The organism is Kluyvera genomosp. 1, from assembly GCF_001266615.1.
Taxonomy (GTDB): Bacteria; Pseudomonadota; Gammaproteobacteria; order Enterobacterales; family Enterobacteriaceae; genus Kluyvera; species Kluyvera cryocrescens_A.
This window is the reverse complement of sequence record NZ_LGHZ01000012.1, coordinates 221774-246518: the sequence shown is the minus strand read 5'-3', so window position 1 is coordinate 246518 and position 24745 is coordinate 221774. Positions and strand designations below refer to the sequence as shown.

Here is a 24745-nt window from a genome sequence, read left to right as displayed (position 1 = left end):
ACGGGGGAGGTTTTCTCAGAAACCTTCGTTTATACCCAACTTTACGCCCATAGCCAGTCATATTGACTACCCTTAATACCCTAAGCGGTAAAAATAAGGAGACACAATATGGCTTACCAGACAGTTAATCCTGCCACTAACCAGCTTATCAAAGCGTACCCTTCCCACACTGATGCTGACGTTGAAGCGGCGCTCAAAGCGGCCGATGCGCTGTATCACTCCGACTGGGCAAAAGGCGATATCGACCAACGGCTACCAGTGCTGCATAAGCTTGCCGAGCTGATTGACGACAGGGCGGAGGAGCTGGCGAAAATCGCCAGCCAGGAGATGGGGAAACTGATTGCCCAGAGCCGTGGTGAAGTGAAGCTTTGCGCCCAGATTGCCCGCTACTATGCGGATAATGCGAAACAATTTTTGGCCCCGGTAAAGTATCCCTCTGAGCTGGGCGAAGCGAGGGTGGAACATCATCCCATTGGCGTGCTGATGGCCGTCGAACCCTGGAACTTCCCTTACTATCAGCTGATGCGCGTGCTGGCACCGAACCTGGCGGCGGGTAACCCGGTACTCGCCAAACATGCCAGCATAGTGCCGCACTGTGCGGAAGCTTTTGCCCATCTGGTTCGTGAAGCGGGGGCACCAAACGGCGCGTGGACCAATCTGTATATTTCTCAGCAGCAGGTGGCGAATATCATTGCCGACGATCGCGTGCAGGGCGCCGCACTGACCGGCTCAGAAAAAGCAGGCAGCGTGGTTGCCGCTCAGGCGGCGAAGCACATCAAAAAGTCGACCCTTGAGCTGGGTGGTAATGACGTGTTTGTGGTGCTGGACGATGCCAATCTCGATAAAGCGGTGAAAATTGGCGTCAATGCTCGCTTGAACAACGCCGGGCAGGTCTGTACGGCGGCGAAACGATTCATTCTGCACGAGAAAATCGCCGAGTCTTTCCTGACGAAATTTAGCGAAGCCTTTAAACAGGTGAAGATAGGTGATCCGTTGGACGAAAGCACTACGCTTGGGCCGCTGTCGTCAAAAGAGGCGCAGGAGACGCTGACCAAACAGGTTAATGCCGCGGTCAAAAACGGCGCCAAACTGCATCTGGGCGGCAAGCCGGTTGAGCGTGCGGGCAGCTTTTTTGAGCCGACCATCCTGACCCACATTTCACGTGATAACCCGGCGTATTTTGAAGAGTTCTTTGGCCCGGTCGCACAGATTTATGTGGTGAAAAACGACGATGAGGCGGTCGCGCTTGCCAATGACTCCCACTACGGTTTGGGCGGCGCGGTGTTCAGCCAGGATATTGAACGGGCGAAGAAAATGGCGTCGCGCATTGAGACTGGGATGGTGTATATCAACTGGCTGACGGATACCGCAGCGGAACTGCCGTTTGGCGGTGTGAAGCGCTCCGGTTATGGACGCGAGCTGTCGGATCTAGGGATTAAGGAGTTTGTGAACCAGAAGCTGGTGGTGGTTCGCCGCTAGTGGGAACAACTGCGGGCAGATTAATGTGGGTCAGCTAAGTGGTATGACATTCACTTTTCCAGCCGATGACGCACTCTGTTCATCGCATGCCATCTAACTTGGAGGGCGCTGGGGCGACCAATCGCCGCCCCCTTTGCCTATTCACTGATACGGTTGTTTCATGTTCTACAAAACATCAAGTGAACGGAATTTTGTACTTAGCTGAACAGAATAACGGCAAGAGCACGTTTTCTGTCAGACTCGTACAATTAGAACGTCACGCCGCCGCCCACATAGGCACCATCAACCAGGGTATGACCTGGACGACCGTCTTTACCATCAACGCTCACGTGGCGGTAGCCCACTTTCAGGGTAACCGGAGTGATTGGGGTCCAGCTTACGCCGCCGTTGGCTTCAACGTAGTTTTTGACGCTATTGTTCAGGCCTTCTGGCGCAACATAGCCTTCACCAAATACCTTGATGCTGTCAGTTACTGCAACGCTAACGCCGCCGCCGATTGGGAATGCTACGCCGTTATCGCCTTTTTTCGGCCCGATGTAGATAGCTTTTGCACCCGCGTTCAGCATAACTGGGCCGACTTCGAGGTTATAACCTGCACCGACACCGCCGGTCTGGGTGCCATCATCGGTATTTTTGAGCCAGTTACCTTCGGCATATAGACCGGATGAGGATTTACCCATTTCAACATTCAGATTGGTGAAGTTTTTACCCTGCTCAATGCTGCCCCCCATGGCCAGTGCGGAACCCGATACGGCGGTCAGAGCGGAAAGGAGAAGGACATTAAGCTTTTTCATGGTGTATACCTCGTCATCAGAATTAATCTGCGGACACCTTAACAATCATTTTTTATCGCTGCAAATGTGAGGTAAGTCGAATTTTTATGCTGATTTTGTTAATGAAATTCATTTGTAGTGTTGTTGGTTGGTGTCTTTCTGACTACGTCAATGTTTAACCTTTTGGCGTTTAGTACCGGTTTAGCGTTTGGCTAAACGGATGCTGAACAAAGCGGCAGGAATTGATTGAAAGTGAAATAATGTGTTTTCTAATAATTTCCAAAAACATTTCAATTGTCTTATACGACAATCTAAATTTACATTTCTACGCATTTTATTACCCCCTCCAGGCGGAGAGGGTAGCGTGAGGGCGGCTATTTGCGTAACCCGGCAAATGCGGCGCGGATTTCATCCTCCGGTAGCTGGATGCCGATAAACACCAGCGTACTGTGCGGCGCTTCATCGCCCCACGGACGGTCCCAGTCGGCGCTGTACAGGCGCTGCACGCCCTGGAACAGCAGGCGATTAGATTCGCCATCAATCCACAACATCCCTTTGTAGCGCAGCAGCTTGTCGGCAAAATCCAGCAGCAGGTTTTCCATCACGCGAGAAACGTCGCTGATATCGACCGGGTAATCCAGCTCGACCACGATAGACGACACGTCGTTTTGCTTGTCGGCCATAAAATGGAAACGCGGCTTCGAGGTGACGTTTTCCTCCAGCATAAAGCCGTTGGTATTGAACAGTTGTGACAGATCGATATCGCCGTGGATGACGGTATAAATCGGCGCGCGGGCGTTGATGCGGGTCAGACGCTCGCGGAGCTTTTCGGCATCGCCCGCCACATCGGTTTTGGTCAACAGAATGCGGTCAGCGTAGCCAACCTGGGATTGTGCGATAGTGAACTGATTCATCTGGTCGTCGGCGTGTACCGCGTCAACCAGCGCAATCACGCCGTCCAGCAGATAGCGTTCGCACAGAACGTCGTGGGAGAAAAAGGTTTGGATGATAGGCCCTGGATCGGCCATGCCGGTGCATTCAATCACCAGGCGGTCAAAGCTGATTGTACCTTTGTCGAGGTTATCGAGCAGGTCGAGCAGCGCATCTTCCAGTTCGTTGGAGCGGGTGCAGCAGATGCAGCCGTTGGTCAGGGTTTTAATCTGGGTCGCGCGGTCGCCAATCAGCTGGTCGTCAACGGAGACTTCACCAAACTCATTTTCAATAACGGCGATTTTGAAGCCGTGCTGTTCGTTGAGAATATGGCGCAGGAGGGTGGTTTTCCCCGCGCCGAGGAACCCGGTAAGTAGGGTAACTGCAATCGGTGCCATGTGATCTCCTTTTAGCAGCAGCGCATGCCGCCTTTTCCATCGCCGCCGTAGCGTGCCTGCTGGCGCTCGCGGAAGAATTCTTCGTAGGTCATGTACGGCTTATCCGGATGGTTGGTCTGCATATGTTCAACGTAGTTGTCATAGTCCGGGATACCAATCAGCATTTTTGCTGCCTGACCGAGATATTTTTTTGCCTGTCCTAAGTTACCAAACATTGTGCTATCCAGATAGAAAAAGCCCGGTGGCGCTACGCTTACCGGGCCTGCATTTATGGTATGCCGGATAAGCGTAGCGCTATCCGGCATCGGGTTTAGTGGTGTGAAGAAGTTTTCACGCCGCCTTCTGGAACCGGAACGTATGGTGTTTCTTTGTCGGTACGTTTATCGCTATTGCGCACCTGCATCCAGGTTTTGAAACCGTAGAAGATGATGCTGTACACCACCACCAGGAACAGAATACTCAGGCCTGCGTTGGTGTAGTTGTTAACCACGATATGGTTCATGTTGGCGACCTGCTGGGCGGTCAGTTCACCACCGGCAGCAATTTTCTCTTTGTACTGGCTGGCCATGTAGAAGAAGCCTTCCATCTGCGGGTTGGTGCTGAACAGTTTCAGGCCCAGCGCCCAGGTGGTGCAGATAAGCAGCCATACCGCTGGGATAGTCGTTACCCAGATGTATTTAGAACGCTTCATCTTAATCAGGATTACCGTACCCAGCACCAGCGCTACGGCGGCCAGCATCTGGTTAGAGATCCCGAACAGCGGCCACAGGCTTTTCACGCCACCCAGTGGGTCGACCACGCCTTGATACAGCAGATAGCCCCAGAGACCGACACAACCAGCGGTTGCGACAACACCTGCCACCAGAGAGTCTGTTTTCTTCAGGAATGGCACGAAGTTGCCCAACAGATCCTGCAGCATGAAGCGGCCAGCACGGGTACCGGCGTCCAGCGCGGTGAGGATGAACAGCGCTTCAAACAGGATACCGAAGTGGTACCAGAAGCCCATATCGGCCATCGGCATCACTTTGTGGAACACGTGGGCAATACCGACGGCCAGCGTTGGTGCGCCACCTGCGCGGTTTAGCACTGACGGTTCGCCGATATCTTTCGCGGTTTGCAGAATCTGCTCAGGGGAGATGACGAAGCCCCAGGAGCTGACGGTCGCTGCTGCATGCACGGTCACGTCTTTCAGCTGCGCAGCAATCAGCGCCGCGTTCTCGCCGCCCATCTCATGCAGATTTGGCATGGTGATGCCCAGGCCAGCCGGCGGGGTGTTCATGGCAAAGTACAGGCCCGGCTCGATGATAGAAGCCGCAACCAGCGCCATGATGGCCACGAAGGATTCCATCAGCATTGCGCCGTAGCCAATCAGACGAGCATCGTTTTCGTTCGCCAGCAGCTTCGGCGTAGTACCGGAGGAGATCAGCGCATGGAAGCCAGAAACGGCACCACAGGCAATGGTGATGAACAGGAACGGGAACATCGCGCCTTTCCACAGCGGGCCGGTACCATCGATGTACTGGGTCACTGCTGGCATTTTCAGATCTGGGTTGAGGATAACGATCCCCAGCGCCAGGCCGACGATAACGCCGATTTTCAGGAAGGTCGCGAGGTAGTCACGCGGTGCCAGAATCAGCCACACTGGCAGCAGCGCGGAGATAAAGGCGTAACCAATCAGCGCGAAGGTGATGGTGGTGTCTTTAAAGGTCAGCGCAGGGCCCCAGTATGGGTCGTGTGCAATCACGCCGCCGAAGTAAATCGAGGCAACCAGCAGCACGATACCAATCACCGACACTTCGCCGACGCGGCCCGGACGGATAAAGCGCATGTAGATACCCATAAACAGCGCAATCGGCACGGTCGAGCAGACGGTGAATACACCCCACGGGCTTTCTGCGAGGGCTTTCACCACGATCAGCGCCAGCACCGCCAGGATAATAATCATGATCAGGAAGCAGCCAAACAGCGCGATGGAGCCCGGCACGCGGCCCATCTCTTCTTTGACCATTTCGCCCAGTGACGAACCGTTACGGCGCGTGGAGATAAACAGCACCATAAAGTCCTGTACTGCACCCGCCAGCACGACGCCTGCCAGCAACCACAGGGTACCCGGCAGGTAGCCCATCTGCGCGGCGAGTACCGGGCCGACCAGCGGACCGGCACCGGCGATAGCGGCGAAGTGGTGGCCGAACAGCACGTAGCGGTTGGTCGGCACGTAGTTCAGGCCATCGTTGTTAATGACCGCCGGCGTTGCACGCGTCGGGTCAAGCTTCATCACCTTCTGGGCGATGTACAGGCTGTAGTAGCGATAAGCTACCAGATAAACGGAAACCGACGCTACGACGATCCACAGGGCACTGACGTGCTCACCGCGGCGCAGAGCGACGACCGAGAGGCAAAACGCACCGATGATTCCGAGAATCACCCAGGGTATGTGCTTGAATAGCTTTTTAGTATCCATAGTAAAACCTGGTTTTTATAGGATGAATATTCAGCCGAAGCTGCCGTTGTTTTGAGTTTGGGGTTGAGGAGGTATTGATCGTTATGCTGACGACAAGTTTGCCAGACTGACGCGCGTGTAAAGTTGAGTAAGTGGGTGAGCGGTTGAAAGTGGGGGCTAAGCGGTTACTTGCGGGGGTAAGCGGTTGAACACGCGCTGAGCAAGGGGCAATTATGTGATTGAGATCGCAAGTTTTTTCTGATGCTGATTGATATTGCGGCGCTGGGCGAAGCCAAAGCCGCGAAAACCTGACTCTGCGAGGTATGGGCTGCGGGTTGCACTTATTAAGATTGGGTGGCACGGGTGGACAAAATGCCATCCATTCATGCACAGCAACTGAAAGGCGTGATAGAGTTCAGGTGGAACATTGCTGGCGCGAATGAATATAAATGTGATTTAAATCACATGGTTAACCAAGTAAAACCCGCGTCTCCCCTTATACGTTAAACCTGCCCGACAATATGGAGAACAAGAATGACTACGGTAAACATCGCGCTCACTGACGCCTATGCGCTGGCCCTCGACGTTTTGCGCGCCAATGGTTTTTCACAACCTCACGCTGAGGCGATTGCACGCAACGTCACGGCAGGCGAGCGCGATGGCTGCGCCTCTCACGGACTTTGGCGTTTGCTGGGTATCGCTGAGACTCTGCGTAAAGGTAAAGTCTCAGGGAACGCTGAGCCGATTATTGTCGATCAGGCGCCGGCTATCGTGAAAGCCGATGCCCAGGGCGCGTACTCATTGTGCGCTTACGAGCAGGCACTGCCGTTATTAATTGAAAAAGCCCGCCATTGCGGAATTGCAGCATTGGCGATTAACCACTGTGTGCACTTTTCGGCGCTGTTTGCCGATGTTGAACCGCTGACCGATGCCGGGCTGGTGGGCTATGCCTGTACCCCAAGTCATGCCTGGGTTGCACCGGCCGGCGGCACGCAACCACTGTTTGGTACTAACCCGATAGCTTTTGGCTGGCCGCGCGGTGAGAAGCATCCGTTTATCTTTGATATGGCCACCAGTGCGGCGGCGCGCGGGGAAATCCAGCTACATCAGCGGGCGGGAAAATCCATTCCCGAAGGCTGGGGCATTGATAGCGAAGGGCAGCCGACAACCGATCCACAGGCGGTGCTGGATGGGGCGATGCTGACCTTCGGCGGCCATAAAGGCTCGGCGCTGGCTGCAATGGTCGAGCTGTTTGCGGGTCCATTGATTGGCGATATGACCAGTGCGGAATCTCTCGCCTGGGATAACGGTGCCGGTGGTCTGCCGTACGGCGGCGAGTTGATTCTGGCGCTCGACCCGCAGCGTTTCTTAGGGATGGAAGCACCGGTGCATTTGGCCCGCGCCGAGACGCTGTTTGAGGGGATGCAGGCACAGGGCGCGAGGCTGCCGGGTGAGCGTCGTTACCAGGCACGTGTGCAAAGTGAAAAACAGGGGCTGACGCTTTCCCGCAGCCTGTACGATGAAATCTGCGCTTTGCGCGGATAAACCTTCCGTATTTATCTTCCGCGGCGCTCCATCGGCGCCGACTATTTTGTCGGATCTGGATGGGGCGTTAGCATCATGTTCCTAACGGAATATCGCGTTATTGCCGTGCATTAATAGGCATAATTTCTATAAAGTTTTTCTTTTCCCCGCCGAAAATTTGTTATTCGTCTAAAGGAAAGAGAAACATGTTAAACCGTCTTAAAATTGTCACTAGCCTCGTGCTGGTTTTGGTCTTGTTTGGCCTGTTACAGTTGGCCTCTGGAGGGCTGTTCTTTAACTCTCTTAAGCATGACAAAGAGAATTTCACCATTCTACAAACCGTGCGTCAGCAGCAGTCTGGGCTGAACGGCAGCTGGGTTGCCCTGCTGCAAACGCGTAACACCTTAAACCGCGCCGGGATCCGCTACATGATGGATCAGAACAATATCGGCAGCGGTGCAACCGTCGCTGAACTGATGCAGATTGCCACGAAATCGCTGGCAGAAGCGGAAAAGCGCTGGACCGAATATCAAGGAATGCCGCGCGATCCGCGTCAAAGCGAAGCGGCGGCTCTGGAAATTCAGCGTAACTACGATATCTACCACGGTGCACTGGGCGAATTAATCCAGCTGCTGGGCGCGGGCAAGATCAACGAATTCTTCGATCAGCCGACTCAGGGCTATCAGGACGGGTTTGAGAAAGCTTACGTCAACTATCTGCAGCAAAACGACAGCCTGTATGACATGGCGGTGAAAGACAACAATGCCTCATACAGCCAGGCGCTGTGGATCCTGTTCGCGGTGATGGTGGCTGTACTGGCGGTGATTATCTTCGTGTGGCTGGGCGTGCGTAAAACGCTTATCTCGCCACTGAATCGTTTAATCGACAGTATTCGTCATATTGCCGGTGGCGATCTGGTGAAGCGCATCGATGTGGAGAGCCACAACGAAATGGGCGAGCTGGCGCACTCTCTGCGCCATATGCAGGGTGAACTGGCGCGTACCGTGGGTGAAGTGCGTCAGGGTGCTGATGCGATTTATAGCGGTGCCAGCGAAATCGCGATGGGCAACAACGATCTCTCTTCCCGTACCGAACAGCAGGCCGCTTCTCTGGAAGAGACTGCAGCCAGCATGGAAGAGCTGACGGCGACCGTGAAGCAGAACGCCGAAAACGCCCGCCAGGCCAGCCATCTGGCGCTGAGTGCGTCGGAAACCGCGCAGAAAGGCGGTAAAGTGGTGGATAATGTCGTGCAGACAATGCGCGATATTACCGCCAGTTCGCAGAAAATTGCCGATATTATCAGCGTGATTGACGGTATTGCCTTCCAGACCAACATTCTGGCGCTGAACGCCGCAGTAGAAGCGGCGCGTGCAGGCGAGCAAGGTCGTGGTTTTGCCGTGGTAGCCGGTGAAGTACGCAACCTGGCGCAGCGCAGCGCCCAGGCGGCTCGCGAAATTAAAAGCCTGATTGAAGATTCAGTTAGCCGCGTTGACCTCGGTTCTACGCTGGTGGAAAGCGCGGGTGAAACCATGGATGAAATCGTCAATGCGGTAACCCGCGTGACCGATATCATGGGCGAAATCGCTTCGGCATCCGATGAGCAGAGCCGCGGGATCGATCAGGTTGGGCTGGCGGTTGCCGAGATGGACCGCGTGACTCAGCAGAACGCCTCGCTGGTAGAAGAGTCTGCCGCTGCGGCAGCCGCGCTGGAAGAACAAGCGAGCCGTCTGACCCAAGCGGTAGCCGTGTTCCGTATTCAGCAAAGCCAGGCTGCGGCAGCACGTGAGCCAGCAAATGCAGTTGCAGTAGCGCCGACGACGTTGCGTAAAGCAGCCGCTACCGACACTGGGGAAAATTGGGAAACCTTCTGATGCTGGCGCGCTAATCCAGCTTCAAGCGCATGGCGCAGCGTGATTCATACGCGAAGCCATGCGCAGTCTCTTCTTGTCGTTTTTGTCGGAGTACGGCGCTTAGCGTCGTCTCTGGCAGAATGTCAAACCCCATCCGCGCGTACCATGGCGCATTCCACGGCATATCCCGAAATGTCGTTAACGTCAGCGATGTAAAACCTCTCACCCTTGCCACTTTTGCCACAAAATCGATCAGTCGACGGCCTAAGCCTTGCCCCTGCCAGGCCAGATGCAGCGATATTTCGGAAATAAACAGCGAATCATCTTGCGCTTCAGCCAGCAGAAAACCGACCGGGCAATCTCCTGCCAGCACAACCCAGCTCATACCGTCAGACGCGGCCTGCTGGTGCTGAACCATGGAAATAACGGGCCCCTCGGCAAGCCAGGCCAGTTCAGGTATTTGGGCGAAGCGCTGTCCTGCTGCGCGTTCAATGGCGGGCAGGGCGGCAATATCAAGTTGGGTGGTCGGGCGACAGGAGAAGATCATAGGGCCTGCTTTGGGAACAAGCCCGGTAGGGTGACGGCTACCGGGCTAGATTGGTTAGCCTTCCGAAGCGACAACTTTGATTTCTACCATGCCAATACCCAGCTGGCGCGGGGAGTGACCGAGAATGTTGCCATCGTTCGTCGACTGCGGATCCGGCGGCACGATCACCAGCGTATTGGCATTTGCAGGGTTATCAAAATGCAGCGTGGTCGTGGTGACATCGTTGTTTAGCGTCAGCAGCTGTTCGCTTTTGCCCACGCGAACCGGGATCGGTTGATTGGCGTTAGGGCCATAGGCTTTGGCGGTGATCACCAGATCGAAGCGTTTCGGCAGCGGATGCTGGTACTCAATCTTCACTTCTTTGCCCAACTGCGCGTTAGACCAGCGGCCCCAGGATTCAGGACGCGAGATGCCGCTAAAGCTCCTCACCTCTTCCGGCGCACCGGCAACGTTGAAGATAAAGCTGTCGGCCTTATAGCGAATATCGTTATCGACGATTTTCAGCGAGTCGACGTTGCCTTTGTAGCGCACCATGTCGATAACCGTGTCTTTAAATTCGGTTTTACCGTTCCACATGGCTTTATCGACCTGCTGCACTTTCTGCTCGCCGCCCAACTGGCCCTGCGAAACGCACCAGTTGGTGGAGAGCGACAGTGCTGGTGACCACAGCTGTGCCATCTTATAGCAGCGGTCAATCCAGACGAAATTATCGCGAGGAGCGAAGTCAGCTAACTGGTAGCGCAGCGGCGCGGAGTACTCACTTTCCGGCAGCGGCTCTACGCGGTTATCCGACACGCGCAGCAGCAACGGCAGGCGGAAATGGCTGCCGGAGAACGCAATCATGTTTTTCTGGGTGTCGATAGAGAAGGTTTTCATCTCTTTCGGGAAGTTCCACAGGCGAATGACGTCGGGCTTCCAGGCCAGCACTTTTTCTTTCATGTTGAGGAACACTTCAGAAAGCGACTGCCCTGACAGGCTGCTGCGCCCGAGGCCGATAAAGTTGTCGCCGCCGAGAATATCGAGCACCGTGGCGCCGTTATCCATGGTGTTACGCTTCACCGCCAGTAGATCTTGCTCGTCGGGCTTATCACCGCGCAGTACGAAGAATAGATTGCTGCGGTCCTGTTTGTTCAGTTCATCCCAGGCGGTATTTTTCATCGCCAGATGATCGGAGGAGACGACGATAACGGTGTCTTTGAACCACGGCGATGCTTTGATCTTATTGATAAATTCGGCAATGTTTTCCTGGCTGCAGGCCACCGCGCTAAACGACTGGTTGGCTTTACCGTTGATGTCGTAGCGTTTGCGGTTGCAGGTGCGGGAGATAAAACCATCCGGGTGGTGAGTGTCTACGGTTAAGGTAAACAGCGAGAAACGTTTCCCTTCGCGGGAGAGGGTTTCAAATTTCTTCCAGGCTTCATCCAGCACGGTGTCATCGTAGTAGCCCCAGTCGTTTTTGTAGGCCGGATCGGCAACGGTGGTTTTCAACTCTTCCGCGCCGTACAGGTAATCAAAGCCGTGCGATTTCAGGAATACGTCTTTCCCGGCAAAGCGCAGGTTGGCACCCTGAACGAAGTAGTTCTCGTAGCCCGAGTTTTTCAGGATATCGCCAAGACAGATATTCTGTGGGAAAAAGCTGGAAAGTGAAGCAGAAGCGTTGCCTTCAAACGGCGCAAAGAGCGGAATACCGCACTGGGAGGCGACCATTCCGGCAATCGTGTAGTCGGTGCCTGGCAGCTGCATGGTATGGCTGAAATCCAGTCCTTCGTTCTTCAGTGCACCCAGTTCAGGGGCCAAATTAGGGAAGGCCTGCTCATCAAAGTAGGTGCGCTCGAGGCTTTCACCATAGATGTAGACGAGGTTTAATTTCGGATTCGGGATCGTCTTCGACGGCTCTTTATAGTAGGCCGAGAAGTCAGGGTCGCCATCGCGCGACTGCGATTTTACCAGCTCGCTAATCTGACGAAACGCCGGGCTGGCGTCAACAGAACCGACCGCCAGAATCAGTGCCAGCAGGCTATAACCAAAGTGATGGGGATGATGACGGCGGCGGCGCAGCAACCAGCCTAGACCGCTGAATACGGCGACCAGCGCGACAACAATACCCAGCCCTGGAAGAATGTATTTGCCGACACCCGCGCCCGTTAGGCTATTCGTTAGGGTGTAGAGCACCGCATCGTTGATACCATCGCCGGTGAAGTAGTCACTTGCATACAGCGTAATATTGAGGACCACAAACAGGCCCAGTACCGCTAAGGTGGCAGCAAACCACCACTTATTACGCCCCGCCTTCCACGCGTAAATGGCGATAGAAGCCAGAAAGAGCACGAGGGATAACAACTCTGACACTACACGTCCCCAACAGCGCCAGGTGTGCTGGCTGAACAGAAATTAACTTCACAATGTAATTGTGTCGTCATCTGTCTGCAATTCTATCGTGGTGAAAGTGTGCTGTTATTCAGAATTGGTTTAGAAATAGGCGATTTTTTTAGCGGAGGAATATTAGCGGTGAATAAAATGCATGATTTTATTCACCGCAAAAGCATTAGGAAAGGAAGTTAACGCCTTGTTTCAGCACCAGATCGCAGGCTTTCGTTTTCACTTTTTTGCCCAGTTCGGTGTTACCTAAACTGTCGAGATCCAACTTCTGGCCATCTTTGGCATTAAGCAGACCTTCGATGCCGTCCATATAGCCGGTATCTTTTTTCTGTTCAGCCGGTGTGCTCAGGCCCAGTTTATCCAGCACCTGGTTTTTCACGTTATCAACGTTAGTCACGGAGGCCAGTTTCTCTTTTGCACAATACTGCATGATCCCAGCGGCATTATTCATGGTGCTGGAGCTCAGTGATTGGCTGCCGCCGCTGAGCAGGCTGGTCAGGGACGAAAGTGAAGAACCGCCGCTTTGCGTGCTGCTTCCGCCGCTAAGCTGAGTGGCTGCGCTGCTCAGATCCTGTAACGATACGGCACCTGCCGCAGTGGAAACAAACGCGCTAGCAATGATTACGCGGCAAAGCATCGATTTTACTGATTTCATGGGTGGACTCGTGTGTGCTAGTAAAGGTTAACCTGATGAGTATACGCTTCCCATTCACCGGATTTATCTTAATACTCTTTGCCAGTGACGCGACTGCGATAGCTATCCCAGTTAAAAATGACCCACAAGCTGTTGCCAAGGCGCATGCGGTCCATCACACGCTCGCCCAACATCTTATTCATCTCGTCCAGATTGCTGTTGGTTAGCATACCGGTCGGTCGTTTGGATGAGGAGCGACGATCGACGATTTGGTTAATGATCACTTTTTCATAACGTGATTCGGTCTGCATGCCGATCTCATCGATAACCAGCAAATCGACGTTGCTCAGATCGCTTAACAGCTGTTCTTCGCTGGTTTCCCGATTGCCGAAAGTCTCTTTCATGGCTGACATAATATCGGCGACGGTAATGATCAGCACCGATTTACCGCGCAGCAGCAATTCGTTGCAGATGGCGGCTGCCAGGTGGTTTTTACCGGTGCCCGGTTTGCCTGAGAAGATAAAGCTGGCGATGTTGCCGTCGAATTCATCGACGTACTGGCGCGCTTTCGCCAACGCGTTCATCTGGCCTTCGTTTTCGACGCGGTAGTTATCAAACGAGCAGTTCTGGTGCAGGGGACGAATCCCAGAGCGGTTGAAGGTGCGTTGCATCTTCATGGCGCGGTTTTCTCGTGCCAGCGCGGCAGCACGGATCTCGCCCTGTTCCTTTTGCCAGGCGAGCAGTTCCTCGCCGGTTTTAAACGCCGGTTTGATGTGTGCCGGCATCATCTTCTGCAAGCGTTTCATTAATTCGCCAACGTCTTTCATGCTCAACCTCTGAAACCCGGTGGAATATGACTGTCAGGCTCGCTGACCGTATTGATATCACGACGCGCCTGGCTGCTACCGTTTGCCCGCCCCATCTGTACGCTGCGCGCCAATTTTTGCTGCCACTGGACGTGATGGAAGACTTTGCCTTCTGCCTGCCAGTATGCGACGAACGAGGCCAGCTCTTCCGGCGTGACCGGTTCGCTAAGCGCAATGCCCCACAGCGCGGAAAGTCGTAGAAACTCTGCATCGGGCTGCCAGCCTGCGTACATGGCAAATTTACCCATTGGTACAGCGATAGGCGCTGGGGTAGATTCTTCAAAAAACTGTGCATCCAGCGCCACGTCGCTACCTGGACGGGATAGTTTTTCTTCCAGCGCCAGCAGCTGTGCCAGCCGCTCTGGCGTAATGGCATAGAACGCAGGCGCATTATTGGCAAACACCGCGAGCGCGCCGCCCTGGGTTTGCGCAAGAATAGCCACAGGATCGGCGATGAACGCATCAATACCAATCACGTTAGGCGTTAAAATTCGCGAAGACATAACACTATCTCAATACAGAAAAAACAACGGGAAGGGTGCAGGAAACCCGCACGAATACTGCACATAGTAGCACAAGCTTGGGCAAGGGCGGCACTCTCCCGTACCGCGTTTGCTGTTAAACCCGCGGACGCTTGCGATAGAGCCACAGCCCGGGAATTGACAGGCCGATGGACAGTGCACCCACGATAGATGATGCTTTGAGGAAGTTGCTCAACAAAGTGATCATCATCTCTTCGGTATAACCAAAGTGGCTGATTTTCACCGCTGAGATCATCGCGGTATACGCTGATATGCCGGGGAACATGGGGATCACGGCCGCCACGGTGAATATTTTTGGATGCGCCAGATACCAGCGCGACCATTGAATGCCAATGCTGCCAACCAACATCGCCGCCAGGAAAGTGGCCCATTCAATATTAAAACCGGCAGTCATCATGGTAAAGCGCGAAGCGTGGCCGATAGCGCCAAGTAGCGCGCACCAAGGAAGCGCGCGCTGCGGAACGTTAAAGACCATCGCAAAGCCCACGGCCGGAATGGCAGACAACACCATGTCCTGCGCCAGTAGTAACAGAAAATCGATTACACCCATCCGCGTAGCCCCCATAAGGTCATAGCCATGACAACGCCCACACAGGTTGCCAGCGTCAACAGGCTGGCGATGGCCCAGCGAGCGAGCCCGGTATTGATATGGCCTTTAAACATGTCGGCGACCGAGTTGATCAGCGGAAAACCGGGGACCAGTAACAGCACGCTGGCCGCCATAGCGACGGTCGATGTTTGCTGGAAAGCTGGCAGCTGTAGCATTAGCCCGGAAACGGTGGTTGCCACGAAGGCGGTCAGGCCGAAGTTGATTTGTGGATGCATTGAGCGGTGCGTCAGCAACTGACGGATATACATCGCCACGGTGCTGGCGCAGAAGGTGACGAATGCGCCATCCCAACCACCGTTGTTGAGCTTACAGAAGCAGGCACACGATAGCCCAACCATCAGCACGACTAGCCACCGCGGGTAGCGCAAGGGTTTGATTTGTGAAAAACGCTTCGCAACGTCTTTATGATCCAGCAATTTATGCTCGGCCATAATGACGATGTGCTGCACTTCGGTTACTACGTGCATGTTAATGCCACGATCGCTATTTTTGCGCGTCGAGGTGAGGCACAGCCCGTCTTTGATGGTGGTTAGAACAATCGCGTTTGAGGAAATCGCACTTTCGACGCTGTCCATGCCCAGTGCGCGCCCAAGTCTAGTTGAGAGCTCCTCCACCAGGGCACTTTCCGCACCATGCTGCAATAAAAAAAGACCGCACTGAATACAGAGCCGGGTGATGACTCGTTGTTCTGACTGATCGACTTCCATAATGACCCTGACCAAAAAAACGTCCGCGTAATGACCTACTTTTACCCGAAGAGTGCGCGAGGGCTATCCGGTTGGGATCAAACAATGTGCAAAAATTCAACGGCAATTGCTCAGGAGCAAAGAGTTGATGTTGCCCACACTTTTGAAAAACTGTTCGAAAGTGCAATTTTTGAACGGATTCTGGCCTTCTTTTTCGTTACTGACTTATCAAAAATGCATTCTGAAACTTTATCGATACACAAAATAAACAAATAATTAACCAGAATGTGAGGTCTCCCTATGAACACGCAAGTCGCCATTATCGGTGCCGGGCCTTCGGGGCTGCTGCTTGGACAGCTGCTGCACAATGCCGGGATTAAAACCGTGATCCTGGAGCGCCAGACACCAGAGTATGTGCTGGGGCGTATCCGTGCCGGGATTCTTGAGAACGGTACCGTTGAGCTGCTGCGTGAGGCGGGAGTTTCCCGCCGCATGGATGCTGAGGGGCTTATTCATCACGGCGTAGAGTTTCTGTTTGCTGACAGGCGTATTCCGGTGCCGCTAAGTGAGTTAACACAAGGCAAGAGCGTGATGGTATACGGGCAGACGGAGGTTACGCGCGATCTGATGGAAGCGCGTGAGTCCAGTGGTGCGCAGACGATTTATGGCGTTGAGCAGGTCGCGCTACACGATCTCAAAAGCGATAAGCCGTATGTCACCTTCGTGAAGGATGGCGAGCATTGCAAAATTGAGTGCGACTTTGTCGCGGGATGCGATGGATTCCACGGTGTCTCCCGGCAGAGTATTCCACGCGAGATTCTCCGCGAGTACGAAAGTATCTGGCCATTTGGCTGGTTGGGGCTGTTGTCGGATACCCCACCGGTTAACCCTGAGCTGATTTATGCGCACCATGAGCGCGGATTTGTTTTGTGTAGTCAGCGCTCACTAACAAGAAGTCGCTACTATCTGCAGGTCCCGCTGAGTGACAAGGTTGAGCAATGGACTGACGAACGCTTCTGGAATGAGCTGAAATGCCGTTTACCGGATGAACTGAGTAAGAAGTTAGTAACTGGTCACTCACTTGAGAAGAGTATTGCGCCGCTGCGTAGCTATGTGGTGGAGCCAATGCAGTTTGGCCGTATGTTCCTCGTCGGGGATGCGGCGCATATTGTGCCTCCGACAGGTGCAAAAGGGCTGAATTTGGCGGTGTCTGACGTGAATTATCTGTGGCGTATATTGCGTCAGTATTATCACAACGGGCGTGTCGATCTACTGAGCCAGTACTCGCAGCTGGCGCTCAATCGTGTGTGGAAAGGTGAACGGTTCAGCTGGTTTATGACTCATTTGCTGCATGATTTCCAGGATAAGAGTGCATTCGATAAAAAGATGCAGGAAGCCGATCGCCAGTACTATCTAGGGTCACGGGCCGGACTGACCACGATTGCGGAGAACTATGTTGGCTTACCTTATGAAAGGGTGGAATAGAGAATGAAACGAGCGGGAGGCGCGGGACAGTCGGTCAATATTGTGCCGGTCTTTAAGCTCTATGGTGAACAAAAGGGCTGGCCAACGCCCGATCTGCTGCACTGTGAATCAATCCTTCAGCGAAGCAGCCTGTACGAGTGGCATATTCAGGTGCACCAGCATGCGGAGCTGGTACAGCTGCTTTATCTGCATAAAGGGCAGGCAGATATTGAAATAGAGGGGGAGCGGCGAGTGGTGACTGAGTCTAGTATTCAAGTCGTTCCATCGCTCTGTGTGCATGGATTTCGTTTTTCACCGGGTACCCAAGGGTATGTCCTGTCGCTGGCATTGCCTTTATTAAGTCGACTGGAGACACAGTTTGGCCGTCAGCTTGATGTTCTCAGTCGACCTGACTGTATCCCGGTTAACCGATCGAATCGACATATTCAGACGCTGTTTTCGACGTTACTCCATGAATACACACAAGATAATGATGCGCGTGAAATGATGCTGTACTCATTACTTAGCGCGCTGCTGGTCTGGCTTAACCGGCAAGGCTCGCAACCTACTGTGATTGAAGACAAAAGTGAGCGTAAACGTGTTGTGCTACGACAATTTTCTCGACTCATTGAAAGCCACTATCGTGAACATCTTTCGCTTGCCGAATATGCGCAAAAATTAGGAGTGTCCACAACGCACTTAAACTGTTTATGCCGGGAGTTTCACGGTGCCAGTGCGTTGGGGGTGTTGCATCAGCGCCTGCTGCTGGAAGCGAAAAGAAGCCTGCAGTACACCAGTATGACAGTGACACAAATCTCTGATTACTTAGGGTTTAGTGATGTCACTTATTTTTCCCGATTTTTCCGTAAAAAGGGCGGTATGACCCCGAAGGAATTCAAATTAGAAATAGAGTGATCCGGGTTAAATAGTGTGGATGAATTTTAATTTTTACTTATCTTGGGATTAATGTTTTCTAAGTGATTGCTCATTGATTGATATGTAATACTGATTTAGTCAACACAGCCAGTGATTCAATACAGCTGTATCAACTAATAGACTGGCACAAAGCGTCAAAAATATTCTATTTAAGGAAATAGAAAAGGATTGGTTTATTTCCTGTTAATATTATTTCTGTTCTTGATGTATTTATATTCAGGAAATGAATCTTCGAATGGATACGGAGGTTATATGGTGCCAGAATTCTGCAAGTTCGCAGTCATCATCAGTAAAATACCGGTAATGCAGTCCGGGCTTAGCACTATCATGGGGGCGCACTTCCCCGATTACGAACTCAACTTTTGTCAGACTCTGGAAGAGCTGACGCTACTTCAACTTCGCCGTGCTGATGTTGTCATTATTGATTTTTCAGGCGATATCAGAAATCCCCGAGCTCTTTGCGAACAATACTATACGTTATTGTCGCAGTATCGCGATATTCACTGGGTGTTCATGATTGGTCGGCAATACTATGCGCTGGCCGTTGAGTTTCTCATGCGTCCGGAAAGTACCTTACTTTCGGATTCTGACTCGGTTGAGCGCGTCATTCAGGCCATTCAGCAGGGTGGTATGAGCGTGGAGAAAATTAGCCAGACGCTGCTTTCAATGCCTAAAAATGATGATACGGAAAGTGAAAGCGAGCGGCTCATTATGCTGACGCTGTCAGAACGCAAAGTCCTCCGCCTTTTAGCGAAAGGATGGGGTATCAACCAAATTGCAGCTTTATTGAAGAAGAGTAATAAAACCATTAGTGCGCAAAAGAATAGCGCAATGCGTCGTCTTGCTCTTCGTAGTAATGCCGAAATGTACGCCTGGCTCAACAGCAGCCAGGGAACTAAAGAACTCAATCTCTACACAGCCTATGGAGAGCAAGCTGAATGGAAAAGCACGGCGGGAAGCAGTGCGTTGCTGTAATCGAGAACTGTATTATGACTGCAGTAGGATTGCGTCATTTATTCATGAATGCTCAGGATGAGCATCGTTCTTTTCAGTACTTCCGCAATATCGCCGAGTTTACCCAGGCGTTGCGGCAAACATCATATGACGCGGTGATTTTTTGTCTTTCCGGAACGCGAGACTCACGCATTGAATGTTTGTATGCGTTGGGGAAGATTGCACGCGATTTTCCAGATATGGTACGAGTCATACTGGCCAATGACAAAACGGAAATGGCGCTAATCAAACACCTTTCACCGACCTATATCCATGGCGTGTTAAGTAAAGCCTGTACGCTGCTTGAGCTGCAACAGGAAATGCTCAATCTGCTGAGTGAAGCGGCGTTAGGGAATAAATGTGAAGAGACCTCGTCGATTCGGAGCGAATGTCATTTCCTTAGCCCAACGGAGAACATGATCTTACGCTATATGACTTATGGCTATTCGTTGATGGAAATCTCTCAGCGGTTGGGGCGGAATATCAAAACGATCCGCGCGCATAAATTTAACGCGATGACGAAGCTTGGCGTGAGTTCCGATGTTGGCCTTCTGAGCGCGGCGGATTTACTGGTGTCCTTACCCGATCGTAATACTGCATTTACGCAGCCGCTACGCTCAGCATAATGAATATCGCTTACTGGCAAACATCAATCCACGTTGCTGCGGTGAGGCTCGCCATTCTTTGGGGGGAAATTCGCACGGCACTGTGGGTGCCTCCAGCCGCAGGTAGAACCTCTTCATACTGTTGAAGCGAAATGTCGCAATAAACGGCCAGTGGATTTTCCAGGCCGAACGGGCAGACGCCGCCAACCGGATGCCCGGTAAGCACGACGACTTCGTCGCTGCTGAGCATTCTTGCTTTCGCGCCAAACGTATCTTTTAGCTTTTTGTTGTCCAGACGTGCATCGCCTTTAGCGACCACTAAAATGACCTTGTCTTTAATCTTCAATGATAACGTTTTTGCTATTTGCCCTGGTTCTACCTGGTGTGCAGCGGCGGCTAATGCAACGGTCGCTGTACTTTGTTCAAGCTCGATAATCGCAATGTCAGGGGCATTCTCGGCAAAGAATTCTCGTACAGACTGTAGGCTCATCATTTTCTCCAGAAATTTCGGCGAGCCACTCTGTCACAAAGCCAATTAGGTTGTAAATATCGCGATGAAGTTGTGCAAAAATTGTTTGATTTCTGGATCTCCTTCACAATCAATGCAACCGGTTACTGTAACCGGTTGCTGTTCTTTGCGCGGCGACTGATACTGCGGTGGTAACTTCCTTTGTATCTATAATAAGAGCCGTGTATGAACTGTATTCAAATGAACATCAATGCGGGCCACACATCCGCGCGTCATGGTAGTTCATCGTATGCCCAGTTATGCGTCGGCAAAATCGTTGTTGCTGTGCTTACGTCTCAAGCCTGTCAGGAGGGCTGCTATGTCTGCTAATCACGCTGCATTTAATTTAATATTTCGTTTTGTAGAAAATTACGTCAGTCCCGTTGCAGGACGGATTTCATCTCAGCGCCACGTCATGGCTATCCGTGACGGTTTTATCTCCGCGATGCCTTTCATGATCGTTGGGTCGTTCTTGTTAGTGTTTGCTTATCCACCGTTTTCACCGGATACCACTTGGGGCTTTGCTCGCGCGTGGCTAGACCTGGCCAAAGAATTTGAAGGGCGTATTCTGACGCCGTTTGATATGACGATGGGCATAATGTCGATCTATATCTGCGCGGCAATATCGTACAACTTGGGTAAGCACTACGAAAAAACCAATCAGCTCGACCCGTTCATGTGCTCCATGCTGTCAATTATGGCATTTCTGCTGGTTGCTGCACCCAAAACCAGCGGTCATCTGCCTGTAGACAGTCTTGGTGGAACCGGTATTTTCACCGCAATTCTGGTGGCGGTCTACTGTGTCGAAATGATGCGCTTTCTGAAAATCCGCAACATTGGTATCCGCCTGCCGGACCAGGTGCCGCCGATGATCAAAAACTCCTTTGATCTGTTGATTCCTGTACTGGTTGTAGTGCTGACGCTGTACCCCCTAAGTCTGTTCATTCAAAGCCAATTCGACATGCTGATCCCACAGGCCATTATGTCGGTATTTAAACCGCTGGTTTCCGCAGCTGACTCTTTACCGGCCATTCTGCTGGCGGTCCTGATCGGTCACCTGCTGTGGTTTGCTGGCATCCATGGTGCGGCGATTGTCTCTGGCATGCTGCAGATGTTCTGGCTGACCAACCTGGGCCTGAACCAGACTGCGCTGGCACAAGGTGCGCCTTTGCCACACATCTTTATGGAGGCCTTCTGGACCTTCTTTATCGTAGTGGGCGGTTCCGGTGCGACGATGGGACTGGTGTTCTGCTACCTGCGTAGCCGCTCAGCGCATCTGCGCTCAATTGGTCGCCTGAGCGTGGTGCCTAGCCTGTTCAATATCAATGAGCCGGTGATTTTTGGTACGCCAATCGTAATGAACCCGGTGTTCTTTATTCCGTTCCTGTTGGCGCCGATGGTTAACGCCATTCTGGCTTGGGCGGCAATGAAACTGGATCTGATTGGTCGCGTGATCTCCGTTGTACCGTGGACTGCGCCTGCACCAATCGGTGGCGCGTGGGCACTTGGCTGGGACTTCCGTGCGGCAATTCTGGTTGTGCTGCTGGCGTGTGTTTCAGCGGTTATTTACTATCCATTCTTTAAAGTCTACGAAAAACAATTGCTTGAGCAGGAAGAAGAAGAGGCGCAGCGTGCGGCGGCAGAAGAAAGCCAGCAGGTTGCATAAATCGGTAGGATATCAACGGGGCGAAAGCCCCGTTGATTATTTCAGCGTGCAATCACCGCATTGTTGAACGTCTGGCAGGCGGTAGCGCTGGCAGCAGGTACGGCGAACTAAACGACCATCCCGCATGACCACGGTACGCCACAGTGGGTTATCCTGACCGTTAGCGAGCGTTTTGGCAAAGAAGCAGCGTTGGCGCAGCAGGCTAACCTGTTCCTCACCCAGAAGTGCGATCATCTCACCGAGATACCAGTTAATTAAATAACCGGTATTACTCCAGATAAGCTTACCGTTGATATCCCCCGTTGCTTCCAGAGCCTCAACGACAGGCATCAGCGCCTGTGTCACGATGTTATCCATACGGTCGGCGACGGGTTTCTGGCTGGCGCGGAGATCGTGGTACACATCGACCCAGAAGCAGGCCGCGCGGCCTGTCTCGTGAAATTCCACGCGGAAATGGTCAGGAGAGAGGGAAATAGCCGATTCTTCAGTCAACAGCGCCAACATTAATGGCGGTACTAACAGGCCGATATACCACTGCGCCCAGAGCGAAATCAGCGGCTTACTTTCCCTCGTCTGCGTTGGCTGATGACGGTAGATATGATCGGAGTAGACGGCTAGCAGCGAGCTTAACTCCGCGGGTTTTGCCCATTCAGCCAGTGTTTTAGCACGGTCTGGAGTATCTTCATTCAGGCGAAACAGCTCCAGCATATGTGGACGCTGTTCGGTTATTTTCGCACGCACCGATTCCGCTAACGCATTTTCGCTCGGTGAGAGCGGCGTACGCCAGATCAGATCATCAATAATGGGAGCGGAACGATAAGCCATAGGAATAGCGAGATACAAACCTAAATGATAATGATTAGTAATCGTAGCTATAGATGAAATCAGGCGCAAGCGGTTTGTCACCTGCGCCTGATTTTTGTGAACTTAGACGGCGGGAATCTGATCGCTGTTCAGAATGTTATTACGTCCCATGTTTTTGGCTTCGTATAGCGCTTTATCCGCCATGGCCATCGAGGCGTTGATGTCTTTATCTATCAGCGGGGCGACACCAATGCTGACGGTCACATGGGTTGCGACGCTGGCGTTAAACATATGTGGGATTTTGAGATCATACACGTGCTGACGAATGCGTTCTGCCGCCTGCATGGCGGTCGGGATATCACAGTGTGGCAGTAGCACCATGAACTCTTCACCGCCAAAACGCGTCACAATGTCGCGTGAGCGTACAGAATTGCGAATAGCGGCAGAGACACGCATAAGCGCCTGGTCACCCATCATATGGCCATAATGATCGTTATAGGCCTTAAAATGGTCAATATCTAACAGCAATACTGAGTGCTGCCCCGTTCCTACCGCCAGCAGCGACTCCAGACGGAACTGGAAGCCACGGCGGTTATAGAGACCGGTCAGCGGGTCAAGCATGCTCAGGCCGTTTAGGGTTTCTCGCTCTTCCAGCAGCTTATACATTAATCCCTGGGCGAAAGTATCGTTACGTCGCTGGATAACGTATTGGATGGCAATACCAATTAATGGTAGTGCGAAGCAGTAGACCATTCGCCACCATTGGTCGGTGTCACTGGTTGCTAAACAGACAATAAAGGTTGGCAGTGAATGTAGCGCAAAGGCGATGATATTATTTGAAAATGCAATCGTCCCAACAAATAGTACGCTGAATAGCGCTACAAGTTGGAAATTGTCGTTTGCCGAATAAAGGACCTGAGTTTTACTTAAAGTATGCCACGCCCAAAAACAGCCAAAGGCTGCCGAAATTATCGGTACATTCAAACGGATACGGGAATATCGCCAGTTCCAGAGCAGCAGTATTCCGCTGCCTACCGCAATCAGCGTTGCGGGCAGAGGGAAAATATTGACGTCATATATCGGGCTCAAGACAGATAGCGCCGATGAGACGAGGTTTAGAAACAAATACAGCCTGAACGTGAGCTGATATTTTTGTGCGCGCAGCGTGCGCCATGATTGTACAGTCATTGTTTGAAGTTGTAGTCAGCCTTAAATAAATAATTAAGTGCATAAAAAACAAGAATAAAAGATGCGTTAAAACGCGAATATATAATTATTCGACATATTATTTTTATACAACGTATCACCATACAATATTCATGTCATTAATGATTATGAAACCTTAGCGTATAAGCTGACAAATAACAAAAAATAACATATGATATTGAGTATCATTATCATTTGCGGGTTGGGTCATGTTGCAAAGAACATTAGGCAGTGGCTGGGGCGTTCTGATTCCGGGTGTTGCGTTGGCGATACTGAGTACAATGGGCCTGTCGGCGGACGTTTGGCGCGCAGTGATTGTTGTCGGTTTGCTGTTAAGCTGCGTAATGATTTGGCATCGTCAGCTACGTCATTTCGTACTGCTGCCATCATGCATTGCTTTGATCGGCGGCATTGTCTTGATAACGATGAATTTAAAAATGATGGAATAATCAAGGAGGAATTTCAGGGAGAGAACGAGAATGCTGGTGCGAGGGGGGGGACTCGAACCCCCACATCCTAAGGACACTAACACCTGAAGCTAGCGCGTCTACCAATTCCGCCACCTTCGCACAGAAGTCTCGTTGCTATTATATCGCCCTCGTGGTGCGAGGGGGGGGACTCGAACCCCCACATCCTAAGGACACTAACACCTGAAGCTAGCGCGTCTACCAATTCCGCCACCTTCGCACAGTGCGAGCGATATAACGTGGTTTATGGTGCGAGGGGGGGGACTTGAACCCCCACGTCCGAAAGGACACTAACACCTGAAGCTAGCGCGTCTACCAATTCCGCCACCTTCGCATACCATCGATACAAAAAAGTATCGTTACCACGGAGGCGCATTCTAGTGGTTTTACGCTTGACGTCAATACTTAATTGTAGGTCGGTGCGTGATTGCTGCAAAA

General features: G+C 52.3%; 23 protein-coding genes and 3 tRNA genes. 9 read left to right on the top strand and 17 right to left on the bottom strand.

All coding sequences use genetic code 11. The annotated features are described in order from the left end of the window. The first annotated feature begins 108 nt into the window (after positions 1-108). Positions 109-1479 carry an NAD-dependent succinate-semialdehyde dehydrogenase gene (locus KP80_RS08595; RefSeq protein ID WP_052283218.1) on the top strand — a complete coding sequence of 457 codons (1371 nt, stop codon included), beginning with the start codon at positions 109-111 and terminating at the stop codon, positions 1477-1479. Positions 1480-1727: 248 nt separating this feature from the next. Here KP80_RS08595 and KP80_RS08590 read toward each other — a convergent pair whose 3' ends face one another. From KP80_RS08590 to btsT, 4 genes are all read right to left on the bottom strand, one after another. Next, positions 1728-2273, bottom strand: a complete 546-nt coding sequence (locus KP80_RS08590; protein WP_052283217.1) for a YfaZ family outer membrane protein — start codon at positions 2271-2273, stop codon at positions 1728-1730. A gap of 353 nt (positions 2274-2626) precedes the next feature. After that, entirely contained in the window at positions 2627-3580 is a 954-nt protein-coding gene (yjiA, locus tag KP80_RS08585; RefSeq protein ID WP_052283216.1) for a GTPase, read from the bottom strand. An 11-nt stretch (positions 3581-3591) separates the two neighbouring features. Then, positions 3592-3795 (bottom strand): YbdD/YjiX family protein, encoded by a 204-nt coding sequence (locus KP80_RS08580; protein ID WP_035893372.1) that lies wholly within the window; start codon positions 3793-3795, stop codon positions 3592-3594. 95 nt (positions 3796-3890) lie between these two features. Continuing rightward, entirely contained in the window at positions 3891-6041 is a 2151-nt protein-coding gene (gene btsT / locus KP80_RS08575) for a pyruvate/proton symporter BtsT (protein WP_052283215.1), read from the bottom strand. Positions 6042-6554: 513 nt separating this feature from the next. Between btsT and KP80_RS08570 the strand changes: the two genes are divergently transcribed. Together KP80_RS08570 and tsr are read left to right on the top strand one after the other, a co-directional pair. Beyond that, a complete protein-coding gene (locus KP80_RS08570; RefSeq protein WP_052283214.1) occupies positions 6555-7565 on the top strand; it encodes an Ldh family oxidoreductase in 1011 nt (336 codons plus the stop codon). Positions 7566-7750: 185 nt separating this feature from the next. Continuing rightward, positions 7751-9415: a methyl-accepting chemotaxis protein gene (gene tsr, locus KP80_RS08565; protein WP_052283213.1), complete on the top strand. Its 1665-nt coding sequence runs from the start codon at positions 7751-7753 to the stop codon at positions 9413-9415. 10 nt (positions 9416-9425) lie between these two features. Here the strand turns inward: tsr and KP80_RS08560 are convergent, their stop codons facing one another. The 7 genes from KP80_RS08560 to KP80_RS08530 all read right to left on the bottom strand — a co-directional run bounded on the left by KP80_RS08560 (position 9426) and on the right by KP80_RS08530 (position 15679). Then, entirely contained in the window at positions 9426-9941 is a 516-nt protein-coding gene (locus tag KP80_RS08560) for a GNAT family N-acetyltransferase (RefSeq protein ID WP_052283212.1), read from the bottom strand. A 54-nt stretch (positions 9942-9995) separates the two neighbouring features. Then, on the bottom strand, positions 9996-12290 hold the full coding sequence (gene opgB / locus KP80_RS08555) for a phosphatidylglycerol--membrane-oligosaccharide glycerophosphotransferase (protein ID WP_052283211.1): 2295 nt from the start codon (positions 12288-12290) through the stop codon (positions 9996-9998). A 196-nt stretch (positions 12291-12486) separates the two neighbouring features. Further along, on the bottom strand, positions 12487-12975 hold the full coding sequence (locus KP80_RS08550) for a DUF2501 domain-containing protein (protein WP_052283210.1): 489 nt from the start codon (positions 12973-12975) through the stop codon (positions 12487-12489). A gap of 68 nt (positions 12976-13043) precedes the next feature. Next, entirely contained in the window at positions 13044-13781 is a 738-nt protein-coding gene (gene dnaC, locus KP80_RS08545; protein WP_052283209.1) for a DNA replication protein DnaC, read from the bottom strand. 2 nt (positions 13782-13783) lie between these two features. After that, positions 13784-14323, bottom strand: coding sequence for a primosomal protein DnaT (gene dnaT / locus KP80_RS08540; RefSeq protein ID WP_052283208.1), 540 nt, complete (start codon positions 14321-14323; stop codon positions 13784-13786). Between the two features lie 115 nt (positions 14324-14438). Next, positions 14439-14912 (bottom strand): threonine/serine exporter, encoded by a 474-nt coding sequence (locus KP80_RS08535; RefSeq protein ID WP_052283207.1) that lies wholly within the window; start codon positions 14910-14912, stop codon positions 14439-14441. Then, a complete protein-coding gene (locus tag KP80_RS08530) occupies positions 14903-15679 on the bottom strand; it encodes a threonine/serine ThrE exporter family protein (RefSeq protein ID WP_052283206.1) in 777 nt (258 codons plus the stop codon). The genes KP80_RS08535 and KP80_RS08530 overlap by 10 nt, the downstream gene beginning before the upstream one ends. Positions 15680-15958: 279 nt before the next feature. Here KP80_RS08530 and pobA point away from each other — a divergent pair, with 279 nt between their 5' ends. The 4 genes from pobA to bglJ all read left to right on the top strand — a co-directional run bounded on the left by pobA (position 15959) and on the right by bglJ (position 19677). Further along, positions 15959-17143, top strand: coding sequence for a 4-hydroxybenzoate 3-monooxygenase (gene pobA / locus KP80_RS08525; protein WP_052283205.1), 1185 nt, complete (start codon positions 15959-15961; stop codon positions 17141-17143). Positions 17144-17146: 3 nt separating this feature from the next. Continuing rightward, complete coding sequence (locus KP80_RS08520) at positions 17147-18037, top strand: helix-turn-helix domain-containing protein (protein WP_052283204.1); 891 nt, start codon at positions 17147-17149, stop codon at positions 18035-18037. A gap of 273 nt (positions 18038-18310) precedes the next feature. Continuing rightward, entirely contained in the window at positions 18311-19033 is a 723-nt protein-coding gene (locus KP80_RS08515) for a helix-turn-helix transcriptional regulator (protein ID WP_052283203.1), read from the top strand. Between the two features lie 14 nt (positions 19034-19047). Continuing rightward, positions 19048-19677 (top strand): DNA-binding transcriptional activator BglJ, encoded by a 630-nt coding sequence (bglJ, locus tag KP80_RS08510; protein WP_052283243.1) that lies wholly within the window; start codon positions 19048-19050, stop codon positions 19675-19677. Positions 19678-19687: 10 nt separating this feature from the next. Here the strand turns inward: bglJ and KP80_RS08505 are convergent, their stop codons facing one another. Next, positions 19688-20146: a YbaK/EbsC family protein gene (locus KP80_RS08505; RefSeq protein ID WP_052283202.1), complete on the bottom strand. Its 459-nt coding sequence runs from the start codon at positions 20144-20146 to the stop codon at positions 19688-19690. A 337-nt stretch (positions 20147-20483) separates the two neighbouring features. On the opposite strand from KP80_RS08505, the gene KP80_RS08500 reads away from it, so the two are divergent. Continuing rightward, the gene (locus KP80_RS08500) at positions 20484-21830 is read left to right on the top strand and encodes a PTS sugar transporter subunit IIC (protein ID WP_052283201.1); all 1347 of its coding nucleotides are present in this window, start codon (positions 20484-20486) and stop codon (positions 21828-21830) included. A 36-nt stretch (positions 21831-21866) separates the two neighbouring features. Here KP80_RS08500 and fhuF read toward each other — a convergent pair whose 3' ends face one another. Together fhuF and KP80_RS08490 are read right to left on the bottom strand one after the other, a co-directional pair. After that, positions 21867-22655 carry a siderophore-iron reductase FhuF gene (gene fhuF, locus KP80_RS08495; protein WP_052283200.1) on the bottom strand — a complete coding sequence of 263 codons (789 nt, stop codon included), beginning with the start codon at positions 22653-22655 and terminating at the stop codon, positions 21867-21869. A 102-nt stretch (positions 22656-22757) separates the two neighbouring features. Continuing rightward, positions 22758-23822: a GGDEF domain-containing protein gene (locus KP80_RS08490; protein ID WP_052283199.1), complete on the bottom strand. Its 1065-nt coding sequence runs from the start codon at positions 23820-23822 to the stop codon at positions 22758-22760. Positions 23823-24049: 227 nt separating this feature from the next. On the opposite strand from KP80_RS08490, the gene KP80_RS08485 reads away from it, so the two are divergent. After that, the gene (locus KP80_RS08485; RefSeq protein ID WP_052283198.1) at positions 24050-24289 is read left to right on the top strand and encodes a DUF1435 domain-containing protein; all 240 of its coding nucleotides are present in this window, start codon (positions 24050-24052) and stop codon (positions 24287-24289) included. Positions 24290-24323: 34 nt separating this feature from the next. On the opposite strand, the gene KP80_RS08480 is transcribed toward KP80_RS08485, so the two are convergent. From KP80_RS08480 to KP80_RS08470, 3 genes are all read right to left on the bottom strand, one after another. Beyond that, positions 24324-24409, bottom strand: a tRNA-Leu gene (locus KP80_RS08480). A 32-nt stretch (positions 24410-24441) separates the two neighbouring features. Continuing rightward, positions 24442-24527, bottom strand: a tRNA-Leu gene (locus KP80_RS08475). Positions 24528-24554: 27 nt separating this feature from the next. Beyond that, a tRNA-Leu gene (locus KP80_RS08470) sits at positions 24555-24641 on the bottom strand. Positions 24642-24745: the final 104 nt, after the last annotated feature.

Excerpts from the sequence above, each read along its gene's own strand:
- KP80_RS08535 (WP_052283207.1), bottom strand. The coding sequence starts at position 14,912 with ATGGGTGTAATCGATTTTCTGTTACTACTGGCGCAGGACATGGTGTTG.
- fhuF (WP_052283200.1), bottom strand. The coding sequence starts at position 22,655 with ATGGCTTATCGTTCCGCTCCCATTATTGATGATCTGATCTGGCGTACG.
- yjiA (WP_052283216.1), bottom strand. The coding sequence starts at position 3,580 with ATGGCACCGATTGCAGTTACCCTACTTACCGGGTTCCTCGGCGCGGGG.
- KP80_RS08520 (WP_052283204.1), top strand. The coding sequence starts at position 17,147 with ATGAAACGAGCGGGAGGCGCGGGACAGTCGGTCAATATTGTGCCGGTC.
- KP80_RS08500 (WP_052283201.1), top strand. The coding sequence starts at position 20,484 with ATGTCTGCTAATCACGCTGCATTTAATTTAATATTTCGTTTTGTAGAA.
- KP80_RS08515 (WP_052283203.1), top strand. The coding sequence starts at position 18,311 with ATGGTGCCAGAATTCTGCAAGTTCGCAGTCATCATCAGTAAAATACCG.
- bglJ (WP_052283243.1), top strand. The coding sequence starts at position 19,048 with ATGACTGCAGTAGGATTGCGTCATTTATTCATGAATGCTCAGGATGAG.
- pobA (WP_052283205.1), top strand. The coding sequence starts at position 15,959 with ATGAACACGCAAGTCGCCATTATCGGTGCCGGGCCTTCGGGGCTGCTG.
- dnaC (WP_052283209.1), bottom strand. The coding sequence starts at position 13,781 with ATGAAAGACGTTGGCGAATTAATGAAACGCTTGCAGAAGATGATGCCG.
- KP80_RS08595 (WP_052283218.1), top strand. The coding sequence starts at position 109 with ATGGCTTACCAGACAGTTAATCCTGCCACTAACCAGCTTATCAAAGCG.
- btsT (WP_052283215.1), bottom strand. The coding sequence starts at position 6,041 with ATGGATACTAAAAAGCTATTCAAGCACATACCCTGGGTGATTCTCGGA.
- KP80_RS08530 (WP_052283206.1), bottom strand. The coding sequence starts at position 15,679 with ATGGAAGTCGATCAGTCAGAACAACGAGTCATCACCCGGCTCTGTATT.
- dnaT (WP_052283208.1), bottom strand. The coding sequence starts at position 14,323 with ATGTCTTCGCGAATTTTAACGCCTAACGTGATTGGTATTGATGCGTTC.
- KP80_RS08590 (WP_052283217.1), bottom strand. The coding sequence starts at position 2,273 with ATGAAAAAGCTTAATGTCCTTCTCCTTTCCGCTCTGACCGCCGTATCG.
- KP80_RS08580 (WP_035893372.1), bottom strand. The coding sequence starts at position 3,795 with ATGTTTGGTAACTTAGGACAGGCAAAAAAATATCTCGGTCAGGCAGCA.
- KP80_RS08560 (WP_052283212.1), bottom strand. The coding sequence starts at position 9,941 with ATGATCTTCTCCTGTCGCCCGACCACCCAACTTGATATTGCCGCCCTG.
- KP80_RS08570 (WP_052283214.1), top strand. The coding sequence starts at position 6,555 with ATGACTACGGTAAACATCGCGCTCACTGACGCCTATGCGCTGGCCCTC.
- KP80_RS08550 (WP_052283210.1), bottom strand. The coding sequence starts at position 12,975 with ATGAAATCAGTAAAATCGATGCTTTGCCGCGTAATCATTGCTAGCGCG.
- KP80_RS08485 (WP_052283198.1), top strand. The coding sequence starts at position 24,050 with ATGTTGCAAAGAACATTAGGCAGTGGCTGGGGCGTTCTGATTCCGGGT.
- tsr (WP_052283213.1), top strand. The coding sequence starts at position 7,751 with ATGTTAAACCGTCTTAAAATTGTCACTAGCCTCGTGCTGGTTTTGGTC.
- KP80_RS08490 (WP_052283199.1), bottom strand. The coding sequence starts at position 23,822 with ATGACTGTACAATCATGGCGCACGCTGCGCGCACAAAAATATCAGCTC.
- KP80_RS08505 (WP_052283202.1), bottom strand. The coding sequence starts at position 20,146 with ATGAGCCTACAGTCTGTACGAGAATTCTTTGCCGAGAATGCCCCTGAC.